At 46.5% G+C, this 24,554-nt stretch carries 34 protein-coding genes and 1 tRNA gene; 14 read left to right on the top strand and 21 right to left on the bottom strand.

Going from position 1 to position 24,554, the window contains the following annotated elements; translation table 11 throughout:
* The first annotated feature begins 32 nt into the window (after window positions 1–32).
* The 6 genes from J2W69_RS03070 (at window position 33) to atcC (ending at window position 4,899) form a co-directional block, all read left to right on the top strand.
* Window positions 33–1,883 (top strand): ABC transporter substrate-binding protein, encoded by a 1,851-nt coding sequence (locus J2W69_RS03070; RefSeq protein ID WP_310274450.1) that lies wholly within the window; start codon window positions 33–35, stop codon window positions 1,881–1,883.
* Window positions 1,884–1,899: 16 nt separating this feature from the next.
* Window positions 1,900–2,064, top strand: coding sequence for a hypothetical protein (locus J2W69_RS03075; RefSeq protein ID WP_310274452.1), 165 nt, complete (start codon window positions 1,900–1,902; stop codon window positions 2,062–2,064).
* 294 nt (window positions 2,065–2,358) lie between these two features.
* Window positions 2,359–2,655 (top strand): cold adaptation protein ActJcold adaptation protein ActJ, encoded by a 297-nt coding sequence (atcJ, locus tag J2W69_RS03080; RefSeq protein WP_008898696.1) that lies wholly within the window; start codon window positions 2,359–2,361, stop codon window positions 2,653–2,655.
* A gap of 5 nt (window positions 2,656–2,660) precedes the next feature.
* A complete protein-coding gene (gene atcA, locus J2W69_RS03085) occupies window positions 2,661–3,215 on the top strand; it encodes a cold adaptation protein AtcA (RefSeq protein ID WP_310274455.1) in 555 nt (184 codons plus the stop codon).
* A complete protein-coding gene (gene atcB, locus J2W69_RS03090) occupies window positions 3,215–3,976 on the top strand; it encodes a cold adaptation protein AtcB (RefSeq protein WP_310274457.1) in 762 nt (253 codons plus the stop codon). The genes atcA and atcB overlap by 1 nt, the downstream gene beginning before the upstream one ends.
* 26 nt (window positions 3,977–4,002) lie before the next feature.
* A complete protein-coding gene (gene atcC, locus J2W69_RS03095; protein WP_310274459.1) occupies window positions 4,003–4,899 on the top strand; it encodes a cold adaptation protein AtcC in 897 nt (298 codons plus the stop codon).
* Between the two features lie 150 nt (window positions 4,900–5,049).
* Here atcC and J2W69_RS03100 read toward each other — a convergent pair whose 3' ends face one another.
* Both J2W69_RS03100 and J2W69_RS03105 read right to left on the bottom strand, forming a co-directional pair.
* Window positions 5,050–6,081: a DUF3080 family protein gene (locus J2W69_RS03100; protein WP_310274461.1), complete on the bottom strand. Its 1,032-nt coding sequence runs from the start codon at window positions 6,079–6,081 to the stop codon at window positions 5,050–5,052.
* Window positions 6,038–7,426, bottom strand: coding sequence for an MATE family efflux transporter (locus tag J2W69_RS03105; protein WP_310274463.1), 1,389 nt, complete (start codon window positions 7,424–7,426; stop codon window positions 6,038–6,040). Before J2W69_RS03105 ends, J2W69_RS03100 begins: the two co-directional genes overlap by 44 nt.
* Before the next feature lie 57 nt (window positions 7,427–7,483).
* Between J2W69_RS03105 and J2W69_RS03110 the strand changes: the two genes are divergently transcribed.
* Window positions 7,484–8,107, top strand: coding sequence for a riboflavin synthase subunit alpha (locus tag J2W69_RS03110; RefSeq protein ID WP_310274465.1), 624 nt, complete (start codon window positions 7,484–7,486; stop codon window positions 8,105–8,107).
* Window positions 8,108–8,128: 21 nt separating this feature from the next.
* Here J2W69_RS03110 and J2W69_RS03115 read toward each other — a convergent pair whose 3' ends face one another.
* The gene (locus J2W69_RS03115; protein WP_008898703.1) at window positions 8,129–8,329 is read right to left on the bottom strand and encodes a CPXCG motif-containing cysteine-rich protein; all 201 of its coding nucleotides are present in this window, start codon (window positions 8,327–8,329) and stop codon (window positions 8,129–8,131) included.
* A gap of 465 nt (window positions 8,330–8,794) precedes the next feature.
* On the opposite strand from J2W69_RS03115, the gene J2W69_RS03120 reads away from it, so the two are divergent.
* Complete coding sequence (locus J2W69_RS03120) at window positions 8,795–10,030, top strand: tyrosine-type recombinase/integrase (RefSeq protein ID WP_310274468.1); 1,236 nt, start codon at window positions 8,795–8,797, stop codon at window positions 10,028–10,030.
* Between the two features lie 242 nt (window positions 10,031–10,272).
* Here J2W69_RS03120 and J2W69_RS03125 read toward each other — a convergent pair whose 3' ends face one another.
* From J2W69_RS03125 to J2W69_RS03205, 17 genes are read right to left on the bottom strand one after another with little or no spacing between them, the layout of a single operon-like run.
* Complete coding sequence (locus J2W69_RS03125) at window positions 10,273–11,070, bottom strand: hypothetical protein (protein ID WP_310274470.1); 798 nt, start codon at window positions 11,068–11,070, stop codon at window positions 10,273–10,275.
* A complete protein-coding gene (locus J2W69_RS03130) occupies window positions 11,067–11,417 on the bottom strand; it encodes a hypothetical protein (protein WP_310274472.1) in 351 nt (116 codons plus the stop codon). The genes J2W69_RS03125 and J2W69_RS03130 overlap by 4 nt, the downstream gene beginning before the upstream one ends.
* A complete protein-coding gene (locus tag J2W69_RS03135) occupies window positions 11,414–12,214 on the bottom strand; it encodes an HNH endonuclease signature motif containing protein (protein ID WP_310274474.1) in 801 nt (266 codons plus the stop codon). The genes J2W69_RS03130 and J2W69_RS03135 overlap by 4 nt, the downstream gene beginning before the upstream one ends.
* Window positions 12,211–12,441, bottom strand: a complete 231-nt coding sequence (locus tag J2W69_RS03140; RefSeq protein WP_310274476.1) for a hypothetical protein — start codon at window positions 12,439–12,441, stop codon at window positions 12,211–12,213. Before J2W69_RS03140 ends, J2W69_RS03135 begins: the two co-directional genes overlap by 4 nt.
* Window positions 12,438–13,055, bottom strand: a complete 618-nt coding sequence (locus J2W69_RS03145; protein ID WP_310274478.1) for a hypothetical protein — start codon at window positions 13,053–13,055, stop codon at window positions 12,438–12,440. The genes J2W69_RS03140 and J2W69_RS03145 overlap by 4 nt, the downstream gene beginning before the upstream one ends.
* Window positions 13,052–13,264, bottom strand: coding sequence for a hypothetical protein (locus tag J2W69_RS03150; RefSeq protein ID WP_310274480.1), 213 nt, complete (start codon window positions 13,262–13,264; stop codon window positions 13,052–13,054). Before J2W69_RS03150 ends, J2W69_RS03145 begins: the two co-directional genes overlap by 4 nt.
* Window positions 13,261–13,869 carry a hypothetical protein gene (locus tag J2W69_RS03155; RefSeq protein ID WP_310274482.1) on the bottom strand — a complete coding sequence of 203 codons (609 nt, stop codon included), beginning with the start codon at window positions 13,867–13,869 and terminating at the stop codon, window positions 13,261–13,263. Before J2W69_RS03155 ends, J2W69_RS03150 begins: the two co-directional genes overlap by 4 nt.
* A complete protein-coding gene (locus tag J2W69_RS03160; RefSeq protein WP_310274484.1) occupies window positions 13,866–14,192 on the bottom strand; it encodes a hypothetical protein in 327 nt (108 codons plus the stop codon). Before J2W69_RS03160 ends, J2W69_RS03155 begins: the two co-directional genes overlap by 4 nt.
* Window positions 14,189–15,499: an RNA-directed DNA polymerase gene (locus J2W69_RS03165; RefSeq protein WP_310274486.1), complete on the bottom strand. Its 1,311-nt coding sequence runs from the start codon at window positions 15,497–15,499 to the stop codon at window positions 14,189–14,191. Before J2W69_RS03165 ends, J2W69_RS03160 begins: the two co-directional genes overlap by 4 nt.
* The gene (locus J2W69_RS03170; RefSeq protein WP_310274488.1) at window positions 15,496–15,969 is read right to left on the bottom strand and encodes a four helix bundle protein; all 474 of its coding nucleotides are present in this window, start codon (window positions 15,967–15,969) and stop codon (window positions 15,496–15,498) included. The genes J2W69_RS03165 and J2W69_RS03170 overlap by 4 nt, the downstream gene beginning before the upstream one ends.
* A 32-nt stretch (window positions 15,970–16,001) precedes the next feature.
* The gene (locus J2W69_RS03175) at window positions 16,002–16,373 is read right to left on the bottom strand and encodes an Lcl C-terminal domain-containing protein (protein WP_310274490.1); all 372 of its coding nucleotides are present in this window, start codon (window positions 16,371–16,373) and stop codon (window positions 16,002–16,004) included.
* Window positions 16,374–16,413: 40 nt separating this feature from the next.
* The gene (locus J2W69_RS03180) at window positions 16,414–16,851 is read right to left on the bottom strand and encodes an Lcl C-terminal domain-containing protein (RefSeq protein ID WP_310274492.1); all 438 of its coding nucleotides are present in this window, start codon (window positions 16,849–16,851) and stop codon (window positions 16,414–16,416) included.
* A complete protein-coding gene (locus tag J2W69_RS03185) occupies window positions 16,848–17,231 on the bottom strand; it encodes a hypothetical protein (RefSeq protein WP_310274494.1) in 384 nt (127 codons plus the stop codon). Before J2W69_RS03185 ends, J2W69_RS03180 begins: the two co-directional genes overlap by 4 nt.
* Before the next feature lie 2 nt (window positions 17,232–17,233).
* Window positions 17,234–18,133, bottom strand: coding sequence for a recombination-associated protein RdgC (locus J2W69_RS03190; protein ID WP_310274496.1), 900 nt, complete (start codon window positions 18,131–18,133; stop codon window positions 17,234–17,236).
* The gene (locus tag J2W69_RS03195) at window positions 18,123–18,461 is read right to left on the bottom strand and encodes a hypothetical protein (RefSeq protein ID WP_310274498.1); all 339 of its coding nucleotides are present in this window, start codon (window positions 18,459–18,461) and stop codon (window positions 18,123–18,125) included. Before J2W69_RS03195 ends, J2W69_RS03190 begins: the two co-directional genes overlap by 11 nt.
* Entirely contained in the window at window positions 18,458–18,784 is a 327-nt protein-coding gene (locus J2W69_RS03200; RefSeq protein WP_046521155.1) for a hypothetical protein, read from the bottom strand. The genes J2W69_RS03195 and J2W69_RS03200 overlap by 4 nt, the downstream gene beginning before the upstream one ends.
* Before the next feature lie 44 nt (window positions 18,785–18,828).
* A complete protein-coding gene (locus J2W69_RS03205; RefSeq protein ID WP_310274502.1) occupies window positions 18,829–19,242 on the bottom strand; it encodes an Lcl C-terminal domain-containing protein in 414 nt (137 codons plus the stop codon).
* A gap of 283 nt (window positions 19,243–19,525) precedes the next feature.
* Here J2W69_RS03205 and J2W69_RS03210 point away from each other — a divergent pair, with 283 nt between their 5' ends.
* Genes J2W69_RS03210 through J2W69_RS03220 form a run of 3 tightly spaced genes read left to right on the top strand, consistent with a single transcriptional unit; the run spans window position 19,526 to window position 20,651 of the window.
* Window positions 19,526–19,807 (top strand): hypothetical protein, encoded by a 282-nt coding sequence (locus J2W69_RS03210; protein ID WP_310274503.1) that lies wholly within the window; start codon window positions 19,526–19,528, stop codon window positions 19,805–19,807.
* Between the two features lie 14 nt (window positions 19,808–19,821).
* Window positions 19,822–20,322, top strand: a complete 501-nt coding sequence (locus J2W69_RS03215; protein ID WP_310274505.1) for a hypothetical protein — start codon at window positions 19,822–19,824, stop codon at window positions 20,320–20,322.
* Window positions 20,319–20,651: a hypothetical protein gene (locus J2W69_RS03220; RefSeq protein ID WP_310274507.1), complete on the top strand. Its 333-nt coding sequence runs from the start codon at window positions 20,319–20,321 to the stop codon at window positions 20,649–20,651. The genes J2W69_RS03215 and J2W69_RS03220 overlap by 4 nt, the downstream gene beginning before the upstream one ends.
* A gap of 16 nt (window positions 20,652–20,667) precedes the next feature.
* Here the strand turns inward: J2W69_RS03220 and J2W69_RS03225 are convergent, their stop codons facing one another.
* Window positions 20,668–21,132 carry a hypothetical protein gene (locus J2W69_RS03225; RefSeq protein WP_310274509.1) on the bottom strand — a complete coding sequence of 155 codons (465 nt, stop codon included), beginning with the start codon at window positions 21,130–21,132 and terminating at the stop codon, window positions 20,668–20,670.
* 189 nt (window positions 21,133–21,321) lie between these two features.
* Between J2W69_RS03225 and J2W69_RS03230 the strand changes: the two genes are divergently transcribed.
* The 3 genes from J2W69_RS03230 (at window position 21,322) to J2W69_RS03240 (ending at window position 24,524) form a co-directional block, all read left to right on the top strand.
* Window positions 21,322–22,131 (top strand): hypothetical protein, encoded by an 810-nt coding sequence (locus J2W69_RS03230; protein WP_310274511.1) that lies wholly within the window; start codon window positions 21,322–21,324, stop codon window positions 22,129–22,131.
* A 1,319-nt stretch (window positions 22,132–23,450) separates the two neighbouring features.
* Window positions 23,451–23,527, top strand: a tRNA-Arg gene (locus J2W69_RS03235).
* Window positions 23,528–23,684: 157 nt separating this feature from the next.
* Complete coding sequence (locus J2W69_RS03240) at window positions 23,685–24,524, top strand: hypothetical protein (RefSeq protein ID WP_310274513.1); 840 nt, start codon at window positions 23,685–23,687, stop codon at window positions 24,522–24,524.
* Window positions 24,525–24,554: the final 30 nt, after the last annotated feature.

A 24,554-nucleotide genomic window follows, 5' to 3' on the forward strand; every position in this document is an offset into this window, starting at 1 on the left:
GTATCTTTTGATCCTGTTGCCGGAGGGGCTAAATGATGTGGCGATTGTTCTGTACGCTGCTGTTTGGCTACCTGCTTTTTGTCGCCTACAGATTTTATATGCATTCTCAACCTGTCACCGCTATTGATCTCAGGCAATACCATATGGTGCAAACTGACAAGCTTGATTTAGCGGTGGTCTGGCCTGAAGGCGATGACAAGGCCGGTTATGTCAAAGCGGTAAAATTGGTTGTTGAAGCCATGAATGCAGAAGGATTGGGGCGTTGCCAGATACTGGATCAGGACACATTGGCGCTGGTGGGCAATCAGGAATGCAAAACTAAAACTCTGAAGCTGAACATCTATGCCGAGCCAGCGGATCGAAAGGCGGCCGTGAAACAAGCGAAGAAGATAGCTGGCAATCTGAATACACTGGCTGTATTGGGGTACTATCGTTCAGATGCAGCAATTCCTGCCGCAGCCGTTTATGAATATAAAGGGGTGCTGATGCTTTCATCGGGCTCCACTAACGTTAAATTGACCCAATACGATTTCAAACACATCTTTCGCAATGCGGCAAATGACGATAGCAATGCGGAAATACTGGCAAAATATATTCACGACCAGGGTTATATCAATGTTTATGTGATCTATGAGCGGGATTTATACGGCACAGATTTTTCAAATTATTTTATAGAACATGCCATTGCTATCGGCCTGAGAGTGCCGACTCATACCTTTTACGAAGAAAATACCAAAGACTTTTTACCAGTGTTGTCGTCGCTACGCAGTAAAATCAGGCCCATTAATCTGACAGATGAAATTGCTTTATTACAGGCCAAGTTGCAAAGAGCAAAACGTATTCTACAGATTGCGCAACTGTCTGCGACGGGGGACGATGCCAGTATCATTCAGTTTCTTACCTTTGAGCAAAAACAGAAAAATGGTAACAACAGGTTCTTTGATTCCATGCCCAGAGTGAAGCTGTTGCAGTATTTGCAACAGGAGCTGGAGCAAAGCTCGTCAACTGCTTATCTGGAAGCCTTGTTTCACAGTCATCAGAAAGAGCTGAGCTCACTCGCCAGAGAGGAGCAATATGTAAAACTTGAACAGGTGGATGCTGAATTGCAGATGTGGATTGATAGGGTGAAGTCAGTACAGGCCCATAGTATTTCCCCAACATCCGCACCACCTCTCCTGGCAAACGAACGCCTGACCATCAGAAAAGTGATCGACTTAGATGCCGGTGATGTGCTGCTTAAATTAGAACAAATGCAGAAACGGGTCAGCAAAATTAAATCAGGTAAGGTAGATGCCATATTTATTGCCGGCTTTACGCCAGAAGTCGCTCTGGCTATTTCACAAGCCAGAGGTCTGAACATTGATCTGCCGATTTTTGGTGGTCATCCGCTGATCGAGCTAAAAAATCACTGTAAGACACAGAATAACTGTGCCAGCTATGGTGACGTCTATGCTCTGGAAACTCATGATGTGAACGAATACAGGATGGCGTACAACGCCACATTGCAAGGTGTGGTACCCACGGAAGTTTGTGCTGAGGGCGAAGAAAACTGCTTGCCTGAGCGTTATGCCTGTCCACATTTTAAAACGGCCTATACAAGATTTCAGGGTTTTGCTACGGCTTACCAACAAAGGTATGGCATTGAGCCGGACAATTGGGCCATTCAGGGCTATCTTGCCGCCAGTATGATTCAGGAAACACTCAGGGCCTCCCATACATTCGAGCCTGAGGTGATAGCAGATACATTGCTGTACAAGGGTAATAGCGAATTTGCCGATAAAGGGCTAATGTTTAGTTGTAACAGCCATGGCATCACTGAAGGCGATATTCTGGTTGAGGAAATGAAAATCCACAGACTGGGAGATCTTCTGAAAGGTAGTTAACTAAAAGGAGAGAACTATGTACGTGTTATTTTATTTGTTGTTGTGTGCCGCAGTTGCTTATATGGGCAGAGATCGTAAGTTAGGTTTTTGGGGCTATTTATTCGCCTCCATGTTATTTACTCCGCTTATCGGCGTAGTCTTGTTGCTGGCGTCAGATAAGAAAGTGGCTGTTGCTGGTTAAGACAACATCTTCAACGAAGAAAACAATGGAAGGCGTGGCTTAGGGCATGAGGCTGCAGGACACTGGTTTTTTGTGCTGCAACCTCTATTAGCCCCTCAGCTACGCCTTTTCTATTTTCCTTTTGTCTCCTGCCAGGCTTTCACTCCAGATCACCAGATCCAGTTCAGTATAAAAGAGGCTCTGGTGCATAGCTTGTTGATGCAGAGATCGGATTTTCTGTTAGAATCGCCTCACTTTAGCGCTCTGTTTAATTGATACCTCCGGCGCTTATGTTTTTAACTCAATGGACTTTGAATGATTAATTATTTTCGCATTTTGGGCGTGAAATCCAGCGCCAATGAAGACGAGATTAAAAAAGCCTACAAACGTTTATCCAATAAATACCATCCGGATAAACTGCTGAATTTAAGCGATGATGAAAAAGAACAGGCTGGCGCACAATTACAACGGGTAAAAGAAGCCTATGATGTATTGTCTGACGCTAAAAAACGCGCGGCTTTTATTAAAGATTTTAATAATGTGATAGTGCCGGACCCGACCGCAGCGATGAAAGAGCTGTGGGATAGTTATTACCCGTCCGTAAAAGGTTAAACCTCATGAGCAAAACATTCGACAAAAACCGTTTAGAAGCGTTAAAAACAGACGCTTACGAAAATATTGAATCCTACAACGACCCGGATACCCCAAAAGCGCTGGAAAAATTTACCAGCCAAATCAAAAGCATTTTACAGGCCGACCCAAAGATGTTGCATTCAGTGCCTGAATATTTGCCTGTGGCTTTATTTGGCCGGGTGAAATTCACTCCTGAAGCCAATCTGAAATGGTCCGGCTGGCTTGCCAAAAATACCATGCCAGCCTGGGATGATTTTAAAACTTCTGTGGCTTTTAATAATGCCGATTTGCCGCTGGTAAAAACCATTCGCGAATTTAACGAAGATTTACTGATAGAAAGCTGTGCTGTGCTTTTTATGTTGAATAATCATATAGCTGCAGCGCCAGGGCCACGTAACACAGATGACGACGAAGACGAAGATTCAGACGAGTCTTCTTTCCGAAATGACGCTGATGATGATTACGAAGGCAATGAAGACGAAGAAGAAGGGTACGATAACCAATACGATGAAATCACTTTTAACCGGGAAGGGCGTTGATGAATAATCTGATTGAAATTGCCGTTGCGGAAATTAAAGAACTCGCCATTGTTGAGCCCAAACAGGCCAGCAAAAAGTTTGAGCTGATGGCCAACACCATGTCGGACGCGCAATTGGTTGAAGTGATTGAAAATATTGATATTGTGACTCTGACCCAAATTAACAGTCAGCACGATATTTCCTTTCCATCCATTATTTCTGAGCTGATGACACCGGAAAAAATCCGCGACATCGTTTGCCAGCAGCCTTTGTACTGGGAAGAAAAAATCAAAAATAATGCGGAAGATTTAAAGCAGCATACCTTTGATTTTTTGACCTACCTGATTCGTACACAGGACAGTGAAACCAAGCAGGCTGAGATTCTCGAAGCCATAGCAGAAGATCCGGCGGGTTTATTTTATTTGTCTATTCCTTTTATCGAGCTGTATCGCGGCGAAGAAGTAGAAGATGAAGACGAAGTGCATGATTTATTGCACGAGGAAGAAGAAGATTTAGAAGAAGCGGTCAGTTACACCGAACGTCATCTGAACGAAGAAGTGCATGGCTTAGGTTATGACGACCCACGCAGTTTATTGGCGCTGATCCGCCAGTTGACGCCACAGGTTGAACAAGCGATTAAAAATCTGGTGCGTAACGAAAACTCGGGTTGGGAACATATTATCAATAAGTTTGCCGCAGAGCTGGTGATGCAAGCCAAAGAGAAAAACCAATCCACAGACGAATACGCTGAAGTGGACGATATGTTCAGCTTCCTTGATTAAGGCGAAGGGTGAGTAAAGGATCAGTTATGCAGTTAATGGTGCGGGATGCCAATCAGGGGCCGTTTTTAACCAGAGTGTTAAATTACGCCATGGCAGAGCAAAAACTGTCAGAGGCACAGCTGGAGCAGGTCAAAAGCAAAGCTGTGCTGATGAGCCTGAAGTTTGCTGACAAGTTTTACAATAAATACAAAATGCATCTGTTAGAACAAGCAGCGCACGACATTATTGGTGTGGCGAGTTTAGGTTTGGCAGAACTGTCTGATCATGATGTGGACAAAGCCCTGGCTTTGCTGGTCAGCCCTGAAGGCATAGTTAAACCTTTCCAGAAAGGCTGGAGCATGTTGTCGCAGGTGAGTTTACTGACGCCTAACCGCAAATCCTTGTACGGTGAAGTGGAAGAACAGTTGCTGCAGGATATCGCCAGTCCTCCGGACATTGAAGAGTGGCAGGGTGTGGCTGTATATCAGCAGGCAGTGCGCGAATCACGTCGTCGTCAGGCCATCAGCGTGGTGAAACAAACTTATTTTTACCATACGCAGCTGGACCCCTTTGAGCACTTTAACCTGGAAGATATGCTGGCTGAAGTGGTGCTGTATCGTCTTTGCACCAAAGGCGGCAAGGTGAAGCAAGACTTAAAACAGCGGTTACGCGATATCGATTTAGCCGATGAATGGTTTGACGTAACCTTTATCAAAGCTCATACCAGTGAAGTGCTTAGCTTATTGCCTGCCGGTTTCTCTGAAGCTGTATCAGTAGAGCTGGGTGAAAACTTCCACGCTGCTTTGGTTCGTACTTTGCAGTTTGCCAAAGGCTATAAAAAGCTGTTGGCAGAGAATGCATCGCCAGAGCGCCGTGATGCTTATGAGCATAAACAAGGTATGTTGAATCCATTGTTAGGCTGGCCTCAATATATCGAAATGTAATCCCCGTCGTACTTGAAGCTGCCGCTTTGTTGGCTACGGGCTCTGGGTATCAGTTTTACATATGGACGGGCGCGGATAAACCGCGCCCCTACATGCCGCCTCGCTGCAACATCAATTACTTAGGGGATATGGTGTCTTATAATGCATTTTTTAAGTTTTTGGGCAGTGCTGCTGTACTGCTTTCCACCAACTGACATGCCGTTTTAATTCTGCTTTTAATGCGGTATTCGATGCTTCTAAGCGCTGCTGAATGCTGTGTGACAAGGCCGTGCCCTGATACAGCTGCTGCAATAGCGGATACAATTGCTGATAAGCGCCGTCTGTCTGAGCGAAATAGACCTGCACTTTGGCAATAAAATACTGCAGCAAAATGGTGTTTAAAATATCTGCTTTGCCGGAGTGTTTAGCTGCTGGGCATATCAAATTTAAATCAACCTGCTCTAACTGCTGATTCAGGCTTTGTAGCCAGTTCTGGCTGAAGCGTAAGCTTTGTTGCATTTGGCTTAGCGTATTGGCCTTGTATAACGCTTCTAAAGCCAGTTCAGGGTCAATCTGACTGGCTTTTTGCCAGTTCTGCTCAAGAATATGTTGTTTGAGCCCAAGCAACGAATGCAAAGCCTGCATAGTCTCAACCACACCAGCCACTGAATTGGGTGCTGATAAGGAGCGGGAAGGATGCAGTTGCTGGCGTAAGGTTTCGTCCTGCTGCAGGAAATTCCGCCAGTGTTGATCGATTTGGGCGGTTTTCTCTAAGGCAAGCCCTGAAAGTTTTTGTTGTAACTCCGGTGCAATATCCGGATTGGTTAAACAAGGCTGCACTTGTTTTAAGAACTCTAATTCATACTTCAGACGCTGGCTTGGGCTCATCACTTTGCCCAGGCTGCTATTACGTTCACCCAGCAATAAATCCAGGCCACAAGCTCGTGTGGCGACTAGCTCCACCATAGTGATTCGGCTTTCAACAATCTTTGCTCTGGTTTCTGTAATGGATGGCAAAGGCTGTAAATCCAGCGGCGCTGGGTCCTGGATCTCCAGCGCCAAAGTCCGGCCAAGACGAGCAGCATAGTCGTTCATGAGAGATAGGGCAGGATCGCTACAGCCGCTTAACACAAAAACCACAGCAACCAGGATGTGAGCTTTAGTGAAAGGCTGCTGCCTGTTGCTGCTGTAAAATTTTGCCATCTTCCAGTCGCCTGATTTGGTTTTTTAAGATAAGCGCCAGCAGTACAGCAGCGCAGGACAAGCCCACTATAATACCAATCCAAAAGCCATGAGCGCCCATTTTGGGTGTTATCCAGTCGGTTAATCCTAATACAGTGCCCAAACCAAAACCGATCGGCCAGTAGGCGATAAAGGTGATAAAAAAGATAGGTTTGGTGTGTTTTAGTCCACGTAAGGCGCAGGCTGACACCACCTGAATTGCATCTGAGATCTGGTAAAAGCAGGCCAGAACCAGAATAGAAGTTGCAACTGCCAATACGGCAGGATCAGTAGAGTAAAGCGACGCCACAAAAAAACGGCCAAAATAAGTCACCAGCGCTATACCCACCGCCATCATCATTGCCAGCTGCACTGCGGTCGAGACGGCTTTTTTCAGCTCCTGCACATCGTTACTGCCGACCAAATGGCCGACCCGTATAGTGGTTGCCATACCCATACTCATTGGCAACATAAAGACCAAAGCGCTGTAGTTATTTGCAATTTGATGACCGGCCACCACTATGGGGCCTAAATGCACAATCATCAGTGGAATGGAAGAAAACAGCGTCACTTCAAAAAACAGCGAAAAGGCAATAGGGGTGCCTATGGCGATGATCTGCCATAAGTCTTTGCGGTTGGGTTTCATTGTGTCAGGCTTTTTCATATAAAGCGCTGTACTACGGCTTCTGAAGGCATAAATGGTGATAGCAATAAACATCGCCAGAAAAACTAAAGAAGTCGCTACACCACAACCAGCGCCGCCTAAAGCAGGCATACCCAACTTGCCATAAATAAATACATAGTTGGCTGGGATATTCACCAGAATACCAACGAAGGCTATCCACATGGTCGCTTTGGTATTGCCTATGCCTTCAAACAGGTTACGGAAGATCATATAACCAGCGGCCGGATAAACGCCGTAGCTGACATAGACCAGATAATCTATGGCTTTGTCGCGCAGGTTTTCTTCCATCGACAGATACTGCAACGGCAGGTGGATATACTGCATAGCTATGACAATGACAGTGGCCAGTACCATCGCCAGATAAAAGCCTTGCAGCGCATTATGCGGAATGGCCTTATGGTTTTTTGCACCGTACAGCTGAGAAATAATAGGGGTTAAGGCCAGCAATAAACCTTGTAAGGTCAGAATAATAGGCAACCAGATGGCAGAAGCCACAGCAATAGCCGCCATATCCAGCGCACTGACACGACCCGCCATAATGGTATCGATAACAAACATCATGGTTTGCGTCAGCTGGGCCAGCATTATAGGGCCGGATAACTTCAGAATGGTTTTGGCTTCAAAGCGGGAAAAAGGTAACATAACGACTCTTGTCAGACAGGCGAAAAAACGCCGTAAAGATAGCACAGCAGAGGCTTTATGTTTACCGGAATAGTACAGGCAAAAGTTAAAGTCAGTGAAATCAGCGACCAGCAGCAGTTTCGCAGGCTCAGTCTTGAAGTCCCTTCGCAGTTACTGCAAAACCTGGAGCGGGGCGCCAGTATCTCTGTGAATGGCACTTGTTTAACGGCCACCGAATTTAATCAGCTACCGCCATTAGGTCAGGTTAGTTTTGATGTAATAGACGAAACCTTAGCCAAAACCAATTTAGGTGCTTTAACTTGTGGCTCACTGGTGAACTTTGAACGCTCTTTAACTTTTGGCCGTGAAATTGGCGGCCATTTAGTATCAGGCCATGTGCATGGCTCTGCTTTGATTTTAGCGGTAGAACAAAGTGGTGCGAACTGGCGGGTGGATATTGAGCTCAAGCCAGAGTTTAAAAACTACGTATTAAGTAAGGGCTTTATCAGTATTGATGGCATCAGCCTGACGGTGGGCGAAGTCACAGCCAGCAGTTTTAGCCTGCATTTAATACCTGAAACTCTGGAAGTGACCACCTTGGGCCAACGCAAAGCAGGCGACAGGGTGAATATCGAACTGGATCAGCAAACCGTGACCATAGTGGACACAGTAGAACGGGTGCTTGCTGCTAAAAACGCTTAACGACAATTGCGTTAGAACGGCTTAATAATACTGCTCATCTTCAGCGTCAATAAACACCTGCACTTTGTTGTGCAGTTCATCTTTATGGGTTTGCACATGAATAGGGTTGCAGCAGTTGCTGCAATCTTCAATGTCGTCCTGATCTTCTCCGCTAATATCCAGGGTGATATGAGTGGGATGACCACAGAAAGGGCAAAGAATAGTTTTATGTAATAAATCCATAGATCCTCCGTTTGCTGGCTCCTGTTGAACAGGGGCAAGCGACTGACTATCGGCAGATCCTTCTGAATAATGCTCCTCAACCTGTATTCAGTGTAGGCGAAAAATTGCAGTTTTGTGGCTGAGGTTTAGCCTCTTGTTGCCGATAAAGCGCCGTATCGGTTATGATGCAGCCGCTTTTTGTTAAAAACAGTCACAACTACGTGTTGTACTGCTTTGTTCTACCGCTCGTAAGGTTGAACCGCAAAAAGCATTCCCTTAATTTAATTGAATCAACACGTGACCCTTGGTATAAGTCCCCATCTGTATTTCACCTGTTTTCGCATCAGTTCATAATTATCCATAAAGGCCGCGCCAGTGCTGGTGTTTTCAGGGGTTTTCACGCTTTATCATTTCACACCTTTTCATTGATCTATCACTTACTATCAGACAAACTGTGTACCAAATGTGTACCAAATCGGCTTTAACATGGCACTCAGCGACACCAAACTGCGAAGCATTAGCGGCAAGCCTTACAGTGGACCAGCAGAAATAGCTGACCGTGATGGTTTGTCTGTTCGGATATCACCCAAGGGCCTGATCACGTTCCAGCGCCGTTATCGGTGGCAGGGCAAGCCTGTGCGGATCCGCTTGGGTAATTACCCTGAACTGAGTTTAAGCGCAGCCAGAGAGCTAAACGATGCTGCAAAGCGAAATGCAGACAAAGGTATCGATCCACGCTTCGAAAAGAAAATTGGTACACAACTGAATCTAGGCCCTGTGACTGTGCAAGTGGCCATAGACTATTGGCTGACTGAGTATGTAGATAAAAACTTGAAATCAGCTGGCAAAGTAAAGAAGCTTTTTACAAACCATGTTTATCCGTTTATGGGCGATTTGCCGTTAGAGCAAACAGAAACTAGGCACTGGATCGCAATGTTTAAACAGGTGAAAGGTGCTGATGGTGAGCATGCGCCAGTACAGGCTGGCATATTACTTAGCAAGTTGAAACAGGCACTACGGTTTTGCCGGGTTCACCGTTTTGCCGACTGCAGGGCCGTAGATGATCTTCGAGTTGCAGACATTGGCAAAAAGGAAAGTGTAGGGGAGCGCCGGCTGGTCGATTCTGAACTTAAGCTGCTTTGGCCATACCTACACGAAACGAATTTAATCGGTGCCAGAAACAGGCTGGTAACTATTCTGGTTCTACTGTACGGTTGCCGTACAGTAGAAATTAGAACATCATTAAAAACAGATTGGGACCTTAAAAACCGAGTTTGGACAGCGACCGATACAAAAGCTGGCCATACTGTTCGGCGGCCAATTCCGGATCCTTTTGTGCACTACATTCAGCGTTTAATTGATTTTTTCCCGAACTCGCAATATCTGGTACCAGTTGAGGACGCTTACAACAAAGGCAAAGATAAACCTGTTAGCGGCCAGAGCCTGGTGAACATCACAAACCGGATTTCAGATCACCTTGGTTTAACTACATGGGGCCTGCATGACTGCCGCCGTACTCTGGACACTTCACTATCAGAGCTTGGGATCCCGCCGTATATCATCGAAAAAATGCTAGGTCACAAACTGGCTGGCGTTATGGCTGTTTACAATAAACACGATTATCTGAAGGATCAGGAACACGCTTACATCACCTGGTATAACCATCTTCAGGTTAATTCATCAGCAAGCAACGTTCTATCTTTCAAAAAGCATACTGCGTGACTAAGCCGCAGTATGCTTAATTAGGGCCTCTTGCCTGTCGCGTTTTAATTGCCGATTTTCCTTTTCCCAAGCTTCCAATGTGCTAATCAGCCATTTATTTGGATTACCCTCAAAATCAGGCAGTGGGAAAGCTAAAGCGCCGGGTTCTTTAGATCGTTGTTTGCGCCACAAAGTAGTAGCGCTCCAGCCATACCTGGTGCAAACCTGATCTGTGGTAAGTACAGTACTTTGATTATTTACCATTATGCTGCTCCAGTCTTTTTGAAGAGGTCTGTAAGTTCGCCGGCCAAATCACTTTCTTTAGGTTGCATACCCAACAGCGCTGTTTGCACTTCCTGAGTAAATTTCTGTGACTGCTCTAACAGCTGCTGCAAAGTTCCGTAGGTGCGGAATACCCCAAGCTTCATAACTAAATTTATGCATGAAGCTACTTCTGGTTCTGGCGTGAACCTGGTTAAGTCGATACCAGTCATTTTATTAATGGTATCCAGCTTTTCACGAAGCTTTTGGTACTGTTCGGTTAAACGCTCAACCTCATAGTTGGCACTCTTCCTAATTTGGTCTGTCTGATCCTGAACTTGCTTTTGGACGATTGAATACACTTCGTCCTGATCAACAGCTCCAGCCCGACGAAGTAGGGCTGCAACAAAGGCACGGTCGACCGGCATTGGTTGAAGTGCTGGCGCTGCGACTACTTGAGTGATCTGGCCAGACTCTGAAACCTGATATTGCCCCCAAGTAGGTGGTAGTTCACCAGGCTTAATGATTCCGGCAGGCGTTATAATCCACCAGCGATCACAGTACTGTTGAATAGCTGCTGATTTCTCTGGTTTTTTCAGTTCACTTAACCAGTCCGAGCGACTGACTTTTATTTCAAAACCATGTACTTCCAGCCCGCGTGATGGCCACAGATTCATTGCAACAGCATCAGCATATCGGCGTTTACTGCCGCCAGTTCCATCTGCTACTTCAAAGAAAACAGCCCATTCCTGACCGGACCAGCGTTTGCGGATGGCTGCTTTTACATCTGCTGATTTCATGCTGCACCCGCCTTTTCCGTGAGTTCTTCAAGCCACTTATCAGCAACTTTGTTCAGGACGGTTTGGGCTAATACTCTGGCATACCAGTCGAACTGAGTTTTCAGCAGAGCTGGATCTTCGCCGCGCTGGTGCAGCATCATGGCGAAGTTGGCAATGTCTTCAAACGTGCCGGCGTTGGCTTTGCTTAAATGGATTATTAGCTGCTGAGCTAAGTGCTCTCCAGTTGAGCGCAGATCTTTATTATCCCAACCACTGCGGCCTTTGTCCCGAGCAGCAGCAAGTTTCAGTTTCATAGCCGCGGCAAAGTTGTCGACAGCGATATCGTCTGGATGAATAGTTGTTGTCATGCTGCTTGCTCCTGTTTACTGGTGCTCAGTTTTCTTCGCTTCATAGAAATGTCTGCCATGGTCACAGCCGCAGTCTTTAATTCAGCCGGCACTGTGCCCATACCCATTTTGTTGATCACTGCACCTTGAGCCCGGGTTATCAGCATCAGGTTTTCAATTGCCCAGTTCGTCCGGACATTATCTTTGAACCAAATGCGGTAACCTTTAGGGATAGGGCCGTTATGCTTCTCCCACTCAACAACGTGCTTCATGCGCCACTTATTGGGCATAGCCACCTTGATCATCACATAACCGTCTTTACTGCAGAGCCGCTCTGAACCCAAAGGCATGGTGTTAAGTGCCTGGCCTTTTTTGAATCTTGTTTCAGCGGACCTGCCACCAGCACACCAGCCTTTCATGCCAGAATTCCACGACTGCTGCCCTTTATCGAATCGGCCAGTCCTACCAGATTTAACATTGTGGTTTCTGGTAAATGAGCGGATCTGCTTGATGGTTTTATCAGTACCAAACTCTGAGTTGAATGCCGCGGTAAGCTCTACCAGAGATAATTCGGTATACTTTTGCTTGATGAATTCGGCCTGCTTATCGGTGAACGTTCGCAGCACACCCTTATTCAATTCGCCAGTCTTCCGGCCACAGGTGATTTTGTGGTTTTTGAGAGTGGCGCGAATTTGCTGCACTGTTTTGTCACTTCCAAATTTTTTATTGAAAGCCGCAGTAACTTCCGGCAAACCTTTCAGCTTGTATTGAGCCGCAATGAATTCCAGCATTTCTGGTGTGTATATGACGCGGCTCATGATTTCACCTCGAGCATTTCGTGAGTTCTCTTTACCAGGCCATCATCAAATGCTTTCTGTGCTTCCAGCACCAACTTACCGTTAAGGATCACTTCTCTTGCTACAAAGGTAACGGCTTTGCTTCGTTCAATTTCAGCAAGAAGCTTTTCGCCCTCGAGGCTTTCATCGGCCAGGCGTTCCAGTGCAGCAAATAGATGATTGTTTAAGTCAGTTAATTTGTTTTTCATGCCGCTTCTCCTGAATGCTGATACTGAACTTTGATTTTTCCGAGCTTGCCAAACACCTTGGCGAAGCCGTCGACATTTGGACCCATATAGGTGATCACACTGCCTTTGGTGCAGCCCTTAACCTTCTTGCCATCTGGCCCCACGTAATGCACCCGGGTACGAGGGAAGCACTGAGGGTAATCAAGCAGTGGTCGAAACCATGCCTCTGATGAATTGCAGAACGTTATGATCACAGCTTCTGTAACACGGCCAGCACAGTATTCGCCACATACTTTGTTGATCCAGACAAGGTTGCCAGGTATAGCTTCAGTGATGTGGTACCCACGGTTGACGCAGGTCTTCTTGCAGCACTTGGCTTTGCATGGCGCTTCGCCGCGGTGGAACGGGTGATTCATCCACACTCGGCCAAACCATTGCTTGCTTAGGCCATCGTTTTCTTTGGTGAATATCTGTTTAGCCTGGATCCAGTTGTTGGCGAACTCACAGCTGGCAGGGTCAAGGTCAATACCACCCATCAGCTCTTGAGCTGCATCAGTCCAAGTTTGCGGTGTGTAGTATTCAAAACCTTGCTCTGCGCTGGTCTGGTTTATAAGGCTTGCTCTGTTGATGCTCACTTCGCCACCTCCATAACTTCAATAGGCCAACCGACCCAGCTCACACAGCTACGGGATTCGATTAAAAGACCATCATTCACACGGCGGGTTACTATTTCTTCAGCGCAGTACTCGGCCTGTGTGGTTGCGGAGCGAGGGTAGACGGCGATCACTATCACCGCGGCGAATCCGGCAATACCGATGGCTGTTAATAGTTCAGGGCGTTTCATGGGCGGTTCTCCGCTTCGCAGTGAGGGCAAGTTGTATAGTTCTGCAACTCAGTGATGAAACGGCCACAGCCATGGCATCTGTATGTAGGCTTGGTGATCCGCTGGGGCTTTTTCAGCTTAAAACCACCAACTTTTGCACAGATATCCGGACGCACTAATTCAGCAGCAATTGTTAGCCTGGCTATATGTTCCATTTCTCCGGCATGATATGGGCGAAGATTGCTCTGTTTTGTGCAGCGCTGGCAGGCCGCTTCAGCTTCTAAGCGAATGGCCTGGTTTAAGTTGTAGGAGTTGCCTTTTTCACCGACAAACAAACAGTCGTTGCCGTCATATTCACCTTGTACCACCAGTACATAAAACTCCCCGTCGACGACTTCAACGGAACCAAGCATTTGCATATCAACGCGCTGCCTACCATTTGGAAATGCCAACTCGACAGGCACAGGTAAATCGGTTTCGCGTGAGTTGTGTTGGCGTAAAGCTATCTCGCGGTCAAATACTTCTGCATCACGTAAGTTTGTTGTATAGCCGCCAGCGTAGGCCCAAAACGAAGCGTTACTACCTGTGTTGCTTCTGGTGTCGCGTAATAAAAATCCGTCGCTCATGCTGCCACCTCGCCAAAAACGAAGGTGATTTGCTCAACCGTTACACCGTAAAAATCAGCCATCACTACGTTATTTTTTTCTCCAAATACTTTGTCTCTGGCGCAGTCGAGCAGCAGATCCAAAGTGGAGTCTTCATAACCACCTTCTGCCAGCTCTGACTGAATAATCGAATCGCAGAAGGTGTGCAGTGCATAGTCACTAGCCTTGCCATCCACAATGAAAACACGCTCATAAGTTTCACCTTTGGCGATTTCTTTACCGCAGAACTCGCATCTGTGAGGCTTCATTGCCTTTCTGGTGGTTTTTGTTGAAAAGTCGGTCATGCCCGCACCTCTCTAAAATTGTTATTTGTCTTTATTTCAACCAGCTGACCTTCCAACCGGAAATCAAACTTACGGTTTACTGTGACGGAGTTCATCCACGGATAACGGTCCAGAATCTTTCCCATCAGCCTGGTGCTATTAGATTGCTTGATGTGGCCTGTGTAGCTTGCAACCACAGAGCGGATATGCCGGATATCATCAGGCGTTGCTGTGATTGAATCAGGCGTAACGAACTGGCTTTCAAAGCTGGCCAGCGCATCCTGAAAGTGGGTGACTACACGGCGGCGTGTTTGTGTGTGGGTTGGTCTTACGACATAACCCAGAAAGTCGATACCGTCTGAAAGTGGGCGCAACTTGATATCCGGCTTTAACTTCAACCGTAATTGCTGGGCAATAAACTGCTCTATATCAGCCTGCCAGCTCTGCAGCTGTTCTTTGTCGTGGTAAATAAGCACAAAGTCATCCACATAACGCAGATAGCGCTTTGCTTTTAAAGTGTGCTTAACGAATTGGTCCAGCGCGTTCAGATACACGTTGGCGAAAAACTGTGAGCTCAGGTTGCCGATTGGTAAGCCGCAAGCTGGTGCTGAGTTCTCAAGGCGCTTATGCATTGGCACGATTGAGCGTTCTGCATCGCTGCACAGATATTTCACACCCTGTTGCAACGGGTGGTTTTTCAGCAAGGCATGAGTTGCATGCATCACCTGGTTAGATGCACCTGATTTAACCAGTTTCGTTTTTAACTGGCCCCACAGCGTCGGGCGATGGATTGAGTTAAAGAAATTATGAATATCCAGCTGCAGGTAAAAAGCAGTCGGCACCTGCCGGATAAACTGCTGCAAACGCTCCACCGCTTTGTGTGAGCCTTTGCCTTTTTGGTTTGCATAGCTGTCGAAGATAAATGCTGGCTGCCACAGTTTTTCTAACTGAGGCACTAACCAATGATGTACAACACGGTCTGAAAAGTCAGGTGCGTGAATCTCTCTGGCTTTTGGTCGAGCAGCAATAAAGCACGTACTTGGCTTTGGTAGCCACGAACAGTCGTTAATGCTGTGATGTAATTCCAGCAGGCCAATTGACCAGCTGGTATCGAAATGTAACTGGTTTGCGCTTGGTTTTTTGCCTTTACGGGCCTTAACCCACGCATCGTAAATTTGCTGGAGCGAAACGACTTGATTGCACTGACACTCACCGCCGCGAACGGCCCGCACACAGGCCTCGTTGTTGATGTCGTTGTTGTTGACATTGCCGTTGTTGAAATTGACCACCCAGCGGGCAGACTTGTTACCGTTAGCTTGAAGCTTCATTGCACATCCCCTTGGGTAGCACAATGTTGCCGATGTTTTGGCCCCGATTGAGAGGCGTAACGGTCACTCAGTATCTGAGCACGCTCCTGCTGTGACACAGCAGAATTCTGGCTCTTATCATGCAATGCGCGTTTCCACCCACCAGCACACCGGCCCAAATCATCAGCTGCACGAACAATAACTTCAAACTGATTGAAGCTTTTAAACGCATGCAGCTGCTTAGCCAGCTGAACAACTACTTTCAGTTCGTCAATCGCCCAAACCAATTCGTTTACCCAGTGAATTTGACGGCTACGGTCACGCCAGGCGCGGTTGCATAACTGAACAACCAGCATCACTGCTGTTCTCAAGTTAGCCCCGATCGCGTACTTGTTGTACCGGGCAAAACCCTTGACTGCGTTTTCAATAGCAACAGCCAGGCTTTCCGCCTTACGAGCAATTTCTGGTAATCCGTTTCTGTTAGCCGTCATAGCATTCACTCACAAATCAAAAAGACAAAAAGTTACTGACCGCCGCGAACGGCCCGCACACAGGCCTCGCCGTAGATGACGTCGCTGTTGACATTGCCGTTGTAGAAATGGACCACCCAGCGGGCAGACTCAGGACGTCTGGCCCACGGAGTACTTGTCCAATACCAGTCGCTTTCTGTATCCGGAAAAGCGTCTGTATCGATTGCAGGGTCGTATTTTGTGCGGTCGACAATGGTTTGCAGCTCGTCGACTGTAGGTAAACGCCAGCCTTCGCCTAATTCCGCTACTGCCTTTACCGCATCTTCAAAAGTGACATCACTTGCCACTGTGTTTTGGCTCCACACCAGACCTGTTAAGGTGTCTGTTACTGTTTTGCCGTCTTCGCTTTTAGTAAAACGTGACATTGGTTTTTCCTTCTGGGTTGGTTAAATCAAAAAACAGAAACTACTGACCGCCGCGAACGGCCCGCACACAGGCCCCGTTGCCGACGGCGCTGCCGTCGACAAGGCCGTCGTTGAAATAGACCACCCAGCGGGCAGACTCTTTGTTCCATGCGCATGGCGTTGACGTCCAGTACCAGGTGCTTTTGGTATCCGGATACTTATCTGTATCAATGCATGGGTCGTGGCGCTCTAAATCGACCAGCGTCAGCAGTTCTTCACGGGTAGGCAGGCGCCAGCCTTCGCCTAATTCAGCTACTGCCTTTTCAGCTTTTTCGAAGTTCACCTTCTCGCCGTCCAGTAGTGTTTTGCTCCACTCAAGGCCTGTGGCTGGCTCAAGTACTGTTGCAGTGTCAGTAGCGGCCTCAGTAGCTGCAGAACCGATAGCAGTTAAGTGAATGTTTAACGTTGCACCTTTGGCGCATGTGATATGTAAGTTCATAGCGTTTGACCTTTCAGTTGATAATCATTGCCCGGCAAAAACTGCACATAACGCTGCACGGTTTTGCTGCGACCTTTTTTGTCTTTCGATACGGCTGGTGCTTTGATAAACACGCTGCACCGGATGAAGCCCTGTTTCTCTGCCATGGCTATGTACTGTTCGCACGTAGCCGGCATGCTGTATTCGGGGCTGACGCGAATGGGGGGGGTAGACTCAAGCAGTTTTGCTAAAAGCTCTGCCTCTACCACTTCAACGGCCGGAACCTTGGTTTTACCCTTAGTATCAATGGCCTTTTTCTTCGCTTTACCGACAACAGCCAGAGCCTGCTTATGGGCCTTCTCTTTCACTTTTTTAGGGTCGACACCGAATACAGCGAACATGGTTAGGCCTCCGGTTTTAAGTTGGCCAGCAGGCTGGTAAGGGTTTGCTTGAACTGACCGGACATCAGAATAAAGTCAGCATCTAAGCGGCCAATGGCGTCATCCCAACCCAGTTCTTCGTTGTCGTTGCAAAGCAGGTCGTGGAATTTAATACCGGTTAAGCTGCCGTCATCGCGCACGGTGAAGCTGATTTTTTCGTCCTGCTCTAACTGCAGCTGAGTAACCAGTTTGTCTTGCAAGTGGCTTTGCACTTCGTCAGCAGATAACAGGTGGTTGATAAACTTGGCCTGAGCGCCTTCTTCATCTGGGGCTTTCAGTACGGCAGAACTACCTAGCGCAATACCAGCCGGCAACTCTTTACCCTGCAGCCAGAAGTGCATTTGTTGGTTTAACTGGTGATTGTCCAGCAGAGGCATTGCTGGCAGTGAACCAAAGGCCTTACGCAGCAGTGCCAGAAAATCTTCAGCTGTTGAAGCGCTGGCTGTGTCGACTATCAGCATGCTGGTGCTGCGGTCGTAGTACGCAGTGGTCACAGTCGACTTACTGAAAGCGCGTGGCAAAAGCGTCTGGATCAACTCTTCTTTTAAGGCCCGCTTTTCTTTACGGCTTAATGGCCGACCTTTCTCTTGCTCCATGGCTTCAACTTTCGGCGCCAGTTCTTCATTCACTACAGGGGCTGGCAACAGCTTTTCCTGCTTTTTAATGCTGAACACCATCAAATCACCCACCTGGTGGCAATACTCACCAGTGCCCGGGTGCATGGCAAAGCAAAAGCCCAGCTTTAACGCTTCCTGAGAAGTGCAGGGCGTAAACTTGAAAGCGGCTAGGGCCTGTTCAATTTGCTCAGCATCGGTAGCTAAGGCTTCGGTAATGGCGTACAGCCTGGCGTTTTTAAACCACATGGTTCTGCTCCTGTGTAGCGGCAGATAAGCCAACTCTTGCGCGGTGGTCTTTCAGCCAGTTAATAGTTTTAGGTGATGGCCTGTAAGTGCCTTCGTGTGCTAACAGCCAGCCTTTATCAGCAAGTTCGTTCACCTGGTAAACGGCCTGTGCATGACTGTGGAAAACCCCTGACCTCTTTATTGCACCGATGCTGATCACACTCTCGGCACCGATGCAGTGCTGGTCTATCAGGTGAAGCACTACCATTTGCTGCGTAGTCAATTCTAAAAATTCACCTACTGTGAACACTGAATTCGGGCATATCTGTGCTGTTTGAACTGCGCTCATGCACCACCTCTTAAGAACTGGTGAACGTTGGCCAGCGTGCTAGTTCGTACCACGGTGACGCCGTTCATGTTGTGATCGATGTGCAGAGCAAAGCGGCCATCAGAACCAATAGTGTTCATTTGGTCCATATAGGTGCGCTGGAACTCTATCGAAGGCAAGTAAGCTTTGATGCGGCGTAGCAGCCTGTGAGCTGATGCCAAAACGGCTGGATCTGTATTTAAATCCTCAGCAGTACTCATAAAGCAGCGGAAGCGCAGGCTTAACAAAAGCAGCTCTTCCATAGCGTGTTTGCGGCGGTGGGTGGTTTTTGTTAATACCGACATTTGTTAAACCCTCACTTGATTGTTAAAAGCAAAAAGGCAAAGAACTACTGACCGCCGCGAACGGCCCGCACACAGGCCTCGTCGCCGATGTCGTTGCCGTCGACACCGCCGTGGCCGAAAAGGACCACCCAGCGGGCAGACTCTTCGCCTGAATCTTCGTCCCATTTGCATGGTGTGCCGGTCCAGTACCAGGTGCTTTTGGTGTCAGGGAATAAATCTGTATTGATGGCGGGGCCAAGGCTGGTATCGTCAACCAGTGAAACCAGTTCAGCGCGGGTTGGCATGCGCCAGCCTTCGCCTAAAGCCTCAACTGCTTCAACAGCAGTTTTGTAATCCACTCTGCGGCCATCCAGTAAAGTAGGGCTCCACTCCAGAGTTTTGGCTGGTGTTGTCATGGTCACTGTTGCAAACGGTGCTGGTGCTTGTTCGGTTTGGGTGGTTTTTTCTAATGCAGTCATCTTATCGTCCTTTCAGTCATTTTTTGTCTTGTGTAAAATGACTATAATCATCTTTGTGTTGCTTGTAAACACAAAAAATGACAATATGCACTCTGAGGTTGCGCATATACATTTTGGTGGGTTGTTAAATGGTTTTTAAACGGGGTTTTCCACTTTAGTGGACTTTCATATTTTTCACATATAAAAAAATTATCGAAAGTTGGGACTTATAAGATGTGTTTAGTCGTGTTAGATTTGGTTCATCAACAATCTGTTATAGCGAATAATCAACTTGGAGTTGTCTATGAACATTTCGCAAACCGGAAGTAACTCAACTGGCGCAGTGTCAACTGGAGCCGTAGCTTTAAACTCAACCACTGATTTGGGCACAGAAGAACCTGTTGTTAGCAATGCTGATAAAGTGACATTGTCGGCTGAAGCTTTGGCTCTTTTACAGCAGGATGAAGAGTCTGACTCAGAAACTATGGGTAGTGGCTCTGGTGGTGTGCCTGATTTGCCAGTTAAGGAACCTGAAGCTCAAACTTTCGGTAGTGGTTCTGGCGGTGTGCCAGATTTACCTAAGTAAAGCAGGTCGAAGATATGTGGCCAGAGGGTTTCCTATCACTTGATTCAATGCAGTTAGCAGTAACTGCATTTTTCCTTCTGTTGTTTTACGCAGTGAAAATAGATGGTTCATCGACTGCATCACTATTTATTTGGGTGATGCATGATGTGAGTTGTCAGTTGTTGAATGGCACTATAATGGGTTTGGCAACAAGTTACCCTGATATTGGCTATGGGATCTGGTATGGCAGTTGGTCGCTTGCGGCGGCTGCCTCTATCTACTGCATTTATTATGCTCATTTGAAGTGGAATATGGTTCCAACCAGGCTTGCATTGTTTTTATCAGTTTCTCTAGTCACTGTTATTTTTTTGCAGTGTTTCGGCTTTTATCTAAGGGCTGTTTTGCACGACAGATCTTTAGATGTGGTCTACCAATACGGGATTATTACTATTTACGTCGCGGTAGTGCCGTTTGTGATTTTTGAGTTTTATTCTAAATATTTTAAAAACATACTTAAAACGAGGGAACTGTTTTGAATATCAACTTCATCTTTCTGTTGCTTATAATATCTATTGCCATATTTGCTGTTGTGGTTCATTTCAGAATGACTCAGATCAGCAAAGCAACGGCCAGCGAACCTGGCTCAGCTGTTAATCTGTATGCAAGGTACGAGTTGCTTATATTGCGCTGGGGTGAGATTCAGGACATGCCAAAAGATGTTAATCAGATCATTGCTTATGACTCATGGATAGACGACATGAATAGAGTGTTAAGCGAAAGAGCTGCAATACAAGTTCAAGAGGATGAGATCAGGATGTTGAGTTTATACAAGAACGTGGCCCGCCTCATCAGGAATGTAAGATAGACCATTCTTGTCCCTACTAGCTAGACTGCTTAACGAGTAGAGGATCTGTATGGCCTTTATTCTTCTTAAGTAGATAGCTGGAAAAATTCATTATCTGTTCGTACTGATCTGGTGATAAGTCGATAATTTTTAGCTGCTTAACGCCGTAAAGTATGTCATGTAAAAAACTTTTCAGCGCTGATTCAGATAATAGCGTTGCAGATACTTCAGAGTTATTTAAATTCTTGAAATAATTTGGAATGAAAAACATCCACATTTCTACATTGCTGCAACCTTCAAGCATCCTGGCAATACGAACCATTTGCTCAACTTTCTCAATTGTAGGGTTTGATTTAAGCTGCAAAACCCTGTTGAAATAGCTGTAGTCAAACTCTTCATTTAAGTCTTTCGCTTTTTTCACCAAAGACTTAACGTCTAGTTTCCGCTGATCCAGTAAGAACTGGTAATTATCTGAAAAAGCTTGCCTTGCCTGTTCGCTCATTTTTTAGTCTTTCCCATAATCAGTAAAGTGATTATAGTCAGCTTGTATTGTGCAATACAATCCTATTAGGGGTGTTTTTGGATTAATTTACATAAAAGTAATTCGGAAATTTGATTTTTAGAAAATTGCTAGACCGCTATATGTGTTTGGTTATACTGATATTAGTTTAAACAGCTACGAGGGAATGTAATGAACGGCATCGTAACGAATTTTTTATTAGTAATTATTTTGATAGCTGGTTTATCTAGTTGCTCCCGAGAGTCACCAGAGGAAATCGCTGTGAAATTTGCTGAAAAGCCAAGTTATGAACTGCTCGCAACCAGTGAAAAGGCCATTTTAACTATCGCCGAGTTTAATGAGTTGGTTGATGAACAAGACTCACCAAAACCAACAGATGAGTTTTACAAGTTAGACAAGTACCTGCTAGAACGCATTACTTTTAATGCTAAAAAAGTGACTAAGGTTGATGGTAAAACTGTGGTTTTGGTTGAGTGGAAGTATCCAACATTTATCAGCGAACTCTATAGTTATAAGACTTGGGATAGTAAAAACAGAGAGTTTAGAGAAAAGGCTATCAATTTTACCAAGGCAATTGAGAGTTCCGAATTTAATCCAGAAGACATAAGCTATTCAACCAGTGAACGGGAGATATCAATATTAGAAGATGGCGTATTCGTCGACGCAAAAGCTATGAAAGCAGAGCTAGAAATAGCGAAAAAAACCAAGCCACTTTTAGAAGGACTCAATAAGATTGCGGATAGATACAACTCAATATTTAGCATGATAAAGCTTAACGCTGACAAAAACATCACCTTCGAAAAATACATAACAGCTATGTCTAAAAAAATGCCAGATATGCTGCCAGATATCTTGAAAGCTACAGATCTGCTTGCTGAGATTCGGTCTTTAGACCCAACTTATGAACTTCGTTTCAACCAGGAGTCATTTTTCGAGGACGCCGAAAAGGTTATCAGCATACACAATAGTGCTGAAAACTGATTCTGACATACTGGGGAAGCTTCAAATCCTAATTTAGCAGCGATCTATTCTTAGAACATCTCAACTCTAAAAGCCCACGATTTTGTGGGTTTTTTTACGTCCAAAATACCACCACCAATACTCGAAGCAAAATTACAGGTTGCATATAGGCATCATTGATCTTATTCTAAGTTGCATATAATCACTTTAAGGTGACTAAAATTGTCTATGCCAACTGAAGATCTGCGAATAGTATTAAAAAAGCTCTTGTCAAAGAGGGGGGCATTAAAGGCCTTAGCTGAACAGTCGAGTGTCAAATACAACACTTTACTCAAGTTTACTCACGGAAAAATAAAGTCACCTGGTCATGACTTTGCACAGAATGTCATCAAGTGCCTACCCAAAAGCGAGGAGGCAGCATGAACTCCAATTCACAAGCACCTGATCTGCAAGTGCCTCTCCAAAGCTTCACTTTGGATGTAATTCAGCAGTGCACCTGCAACTGGTGCGGTAAGCCTGTGCCGGAATCTACGATGTTTTGTAACGAAACCTGCAGGAATGAAAACGCGCAGCAAGATCGGCTGAACGGAGGTTTTTGATCAGCGTCATCGGTAAGCGCTTTTGTAAGAGTGCTTACCGATGCTGGTGCTGGGGGACTGATAACAGATGCCTCTGCCAGTCAAACCTTCGGTGCTGCATCGTGTTGTATTAACCCGGGTAACAGCGGGTGTGAATTTGTGTTGGCAGCTGGGAAGACAGCACGTTATTCGCCACTAATCCGGCTAAGCGCACGGGGGTCATTAGATGGCCGACTACCCGACTGGTAATGATGTAACCAGTCACTGGGAGGCACCCAGGGTCGCGAATAACAAACACTTCGGCGAAAGCTGATAAGCCAGATAAGCGTTGCGGGTGCGTGGCGGAGTGCTGGTTAGTTTCAGTTTATTGGTTTGGTGTTTGATTAAAGCCCGGCCTCTGAAGGGTGCAGGGGGAACAGTCAGGTGTGGGACTGGAGGGAAACGCGCACACAGCCAGCTGAAAGGAGGCCAAACACCAAACCAATGAGCTGAATACCTTAAAGAGAGCAGCCGCCCATGAAGTTTATGGAGCCATGATACTGGAGCATCAGCTGGTTGATTGGTAGGCAATGACGATGCTGATCAGCGTAATTACGTTGCACCCGCCGCCAATAGAGCGGCCCTGTACGATGGTAAGCAGGGTTCAGTTTATTGGTTTGGTGTTTTCGTCATTTGACCTATGGGGTAACCCTGTGCCGGTGCCGACCCAAAAGCGCCCTGAACGATACGAGTCGGGCAAACACCAAAGCCAATGAACTGAATACGCCAATAGCTCAATTGGAAAGAGCAACGGATTTCTAATCCGTAGGTTGCAGGTTCGATCCCTGCTTGGTGTACCAGATTCAACCGAGGCGAGAAGTAAACGTGTGCGCTGATCCTCGGCAATTTCGCACAGCCAAACCCAGTTGTGGGCGCTTAGCTGACTAGCCTGGGAACAGGGCTAGCCACCGGATGGCAGTAACCGGCAAAACTACGACAACAAACAGGCAGATAACTATGAAACAACCACTTCTTTGCATTTACCACGCTAACTGTGCAGATGGATTTACCGCAGCATGGGCCGTTCGTAAAAAACACCCTGATACTGAGTTTCACCCGGGCACCTATGGCAAAGAGCCACCTGATTGCGCTGGCCGTGATGTGGTGATGGTCGACTTTAGTTATAAGCGTGACGTGCTACTGCAAATAGCTGCTGTAGCCAACACTGTGCTGATACTGGATCACCACAAAAGTGCCGCTGGTGATTTGGTCGACCTGCCGGCTAATGTAACCGCCATTTTTGATATGCATCGCAGTGGCGCCATGATGGCCTGGAATCATTACCACCCTGACGTAGTTCCAAGCGATTTGATCCGCCATGTTGAAGACCGTGATTTATGGTTATTCAAAATGGAACATACCCGCGCATTTCAGGCCAATTTATTCAGCCTTGAATACACCTTTGAAAACTGGGACCGGGTTGCAGAGATTTGCGAAAACTCATATTTGTACAACAGCTTTATAGGTGAAGGTGAGGCGATTGAGCGCAAACACTTCAAAGACGTGAATGAGCTTATTCGCGCTGCTGCTTACCGTTCTGTCATCGCTGGCCATGACGTACCCACTTTAAACGCCCCGTACTTCTACAGTTCTGATGCTGGAGACCAAATGAGCCAGGGCGAAGCATTTGCAGCTTGTTACTACGATACAGCTGATAACCGTGTTTATAGCTTGCGATCACAACCGGATGGCGCGGACGTTTCGCTTATTGCAGCCAAGTTCGGCGGTGGTGGGCATAAAAACGCTGCTGGTTTCAGAATAGCACTGAGCGAGTTGAACCATGTCACGGCAGGCTAAATTGGAAAAGCACTGCCAAAGCTGCAGTGC

The organism is Rheinheimera soli, assembly GCF_031457405.1.
Lineage (GTDB): Bacteria > Pseudomonadota > Gammaproteobacteria > Enterobacterales > Alteromonadaceae > Pararheinheimera > Pararheinheimera soli_A.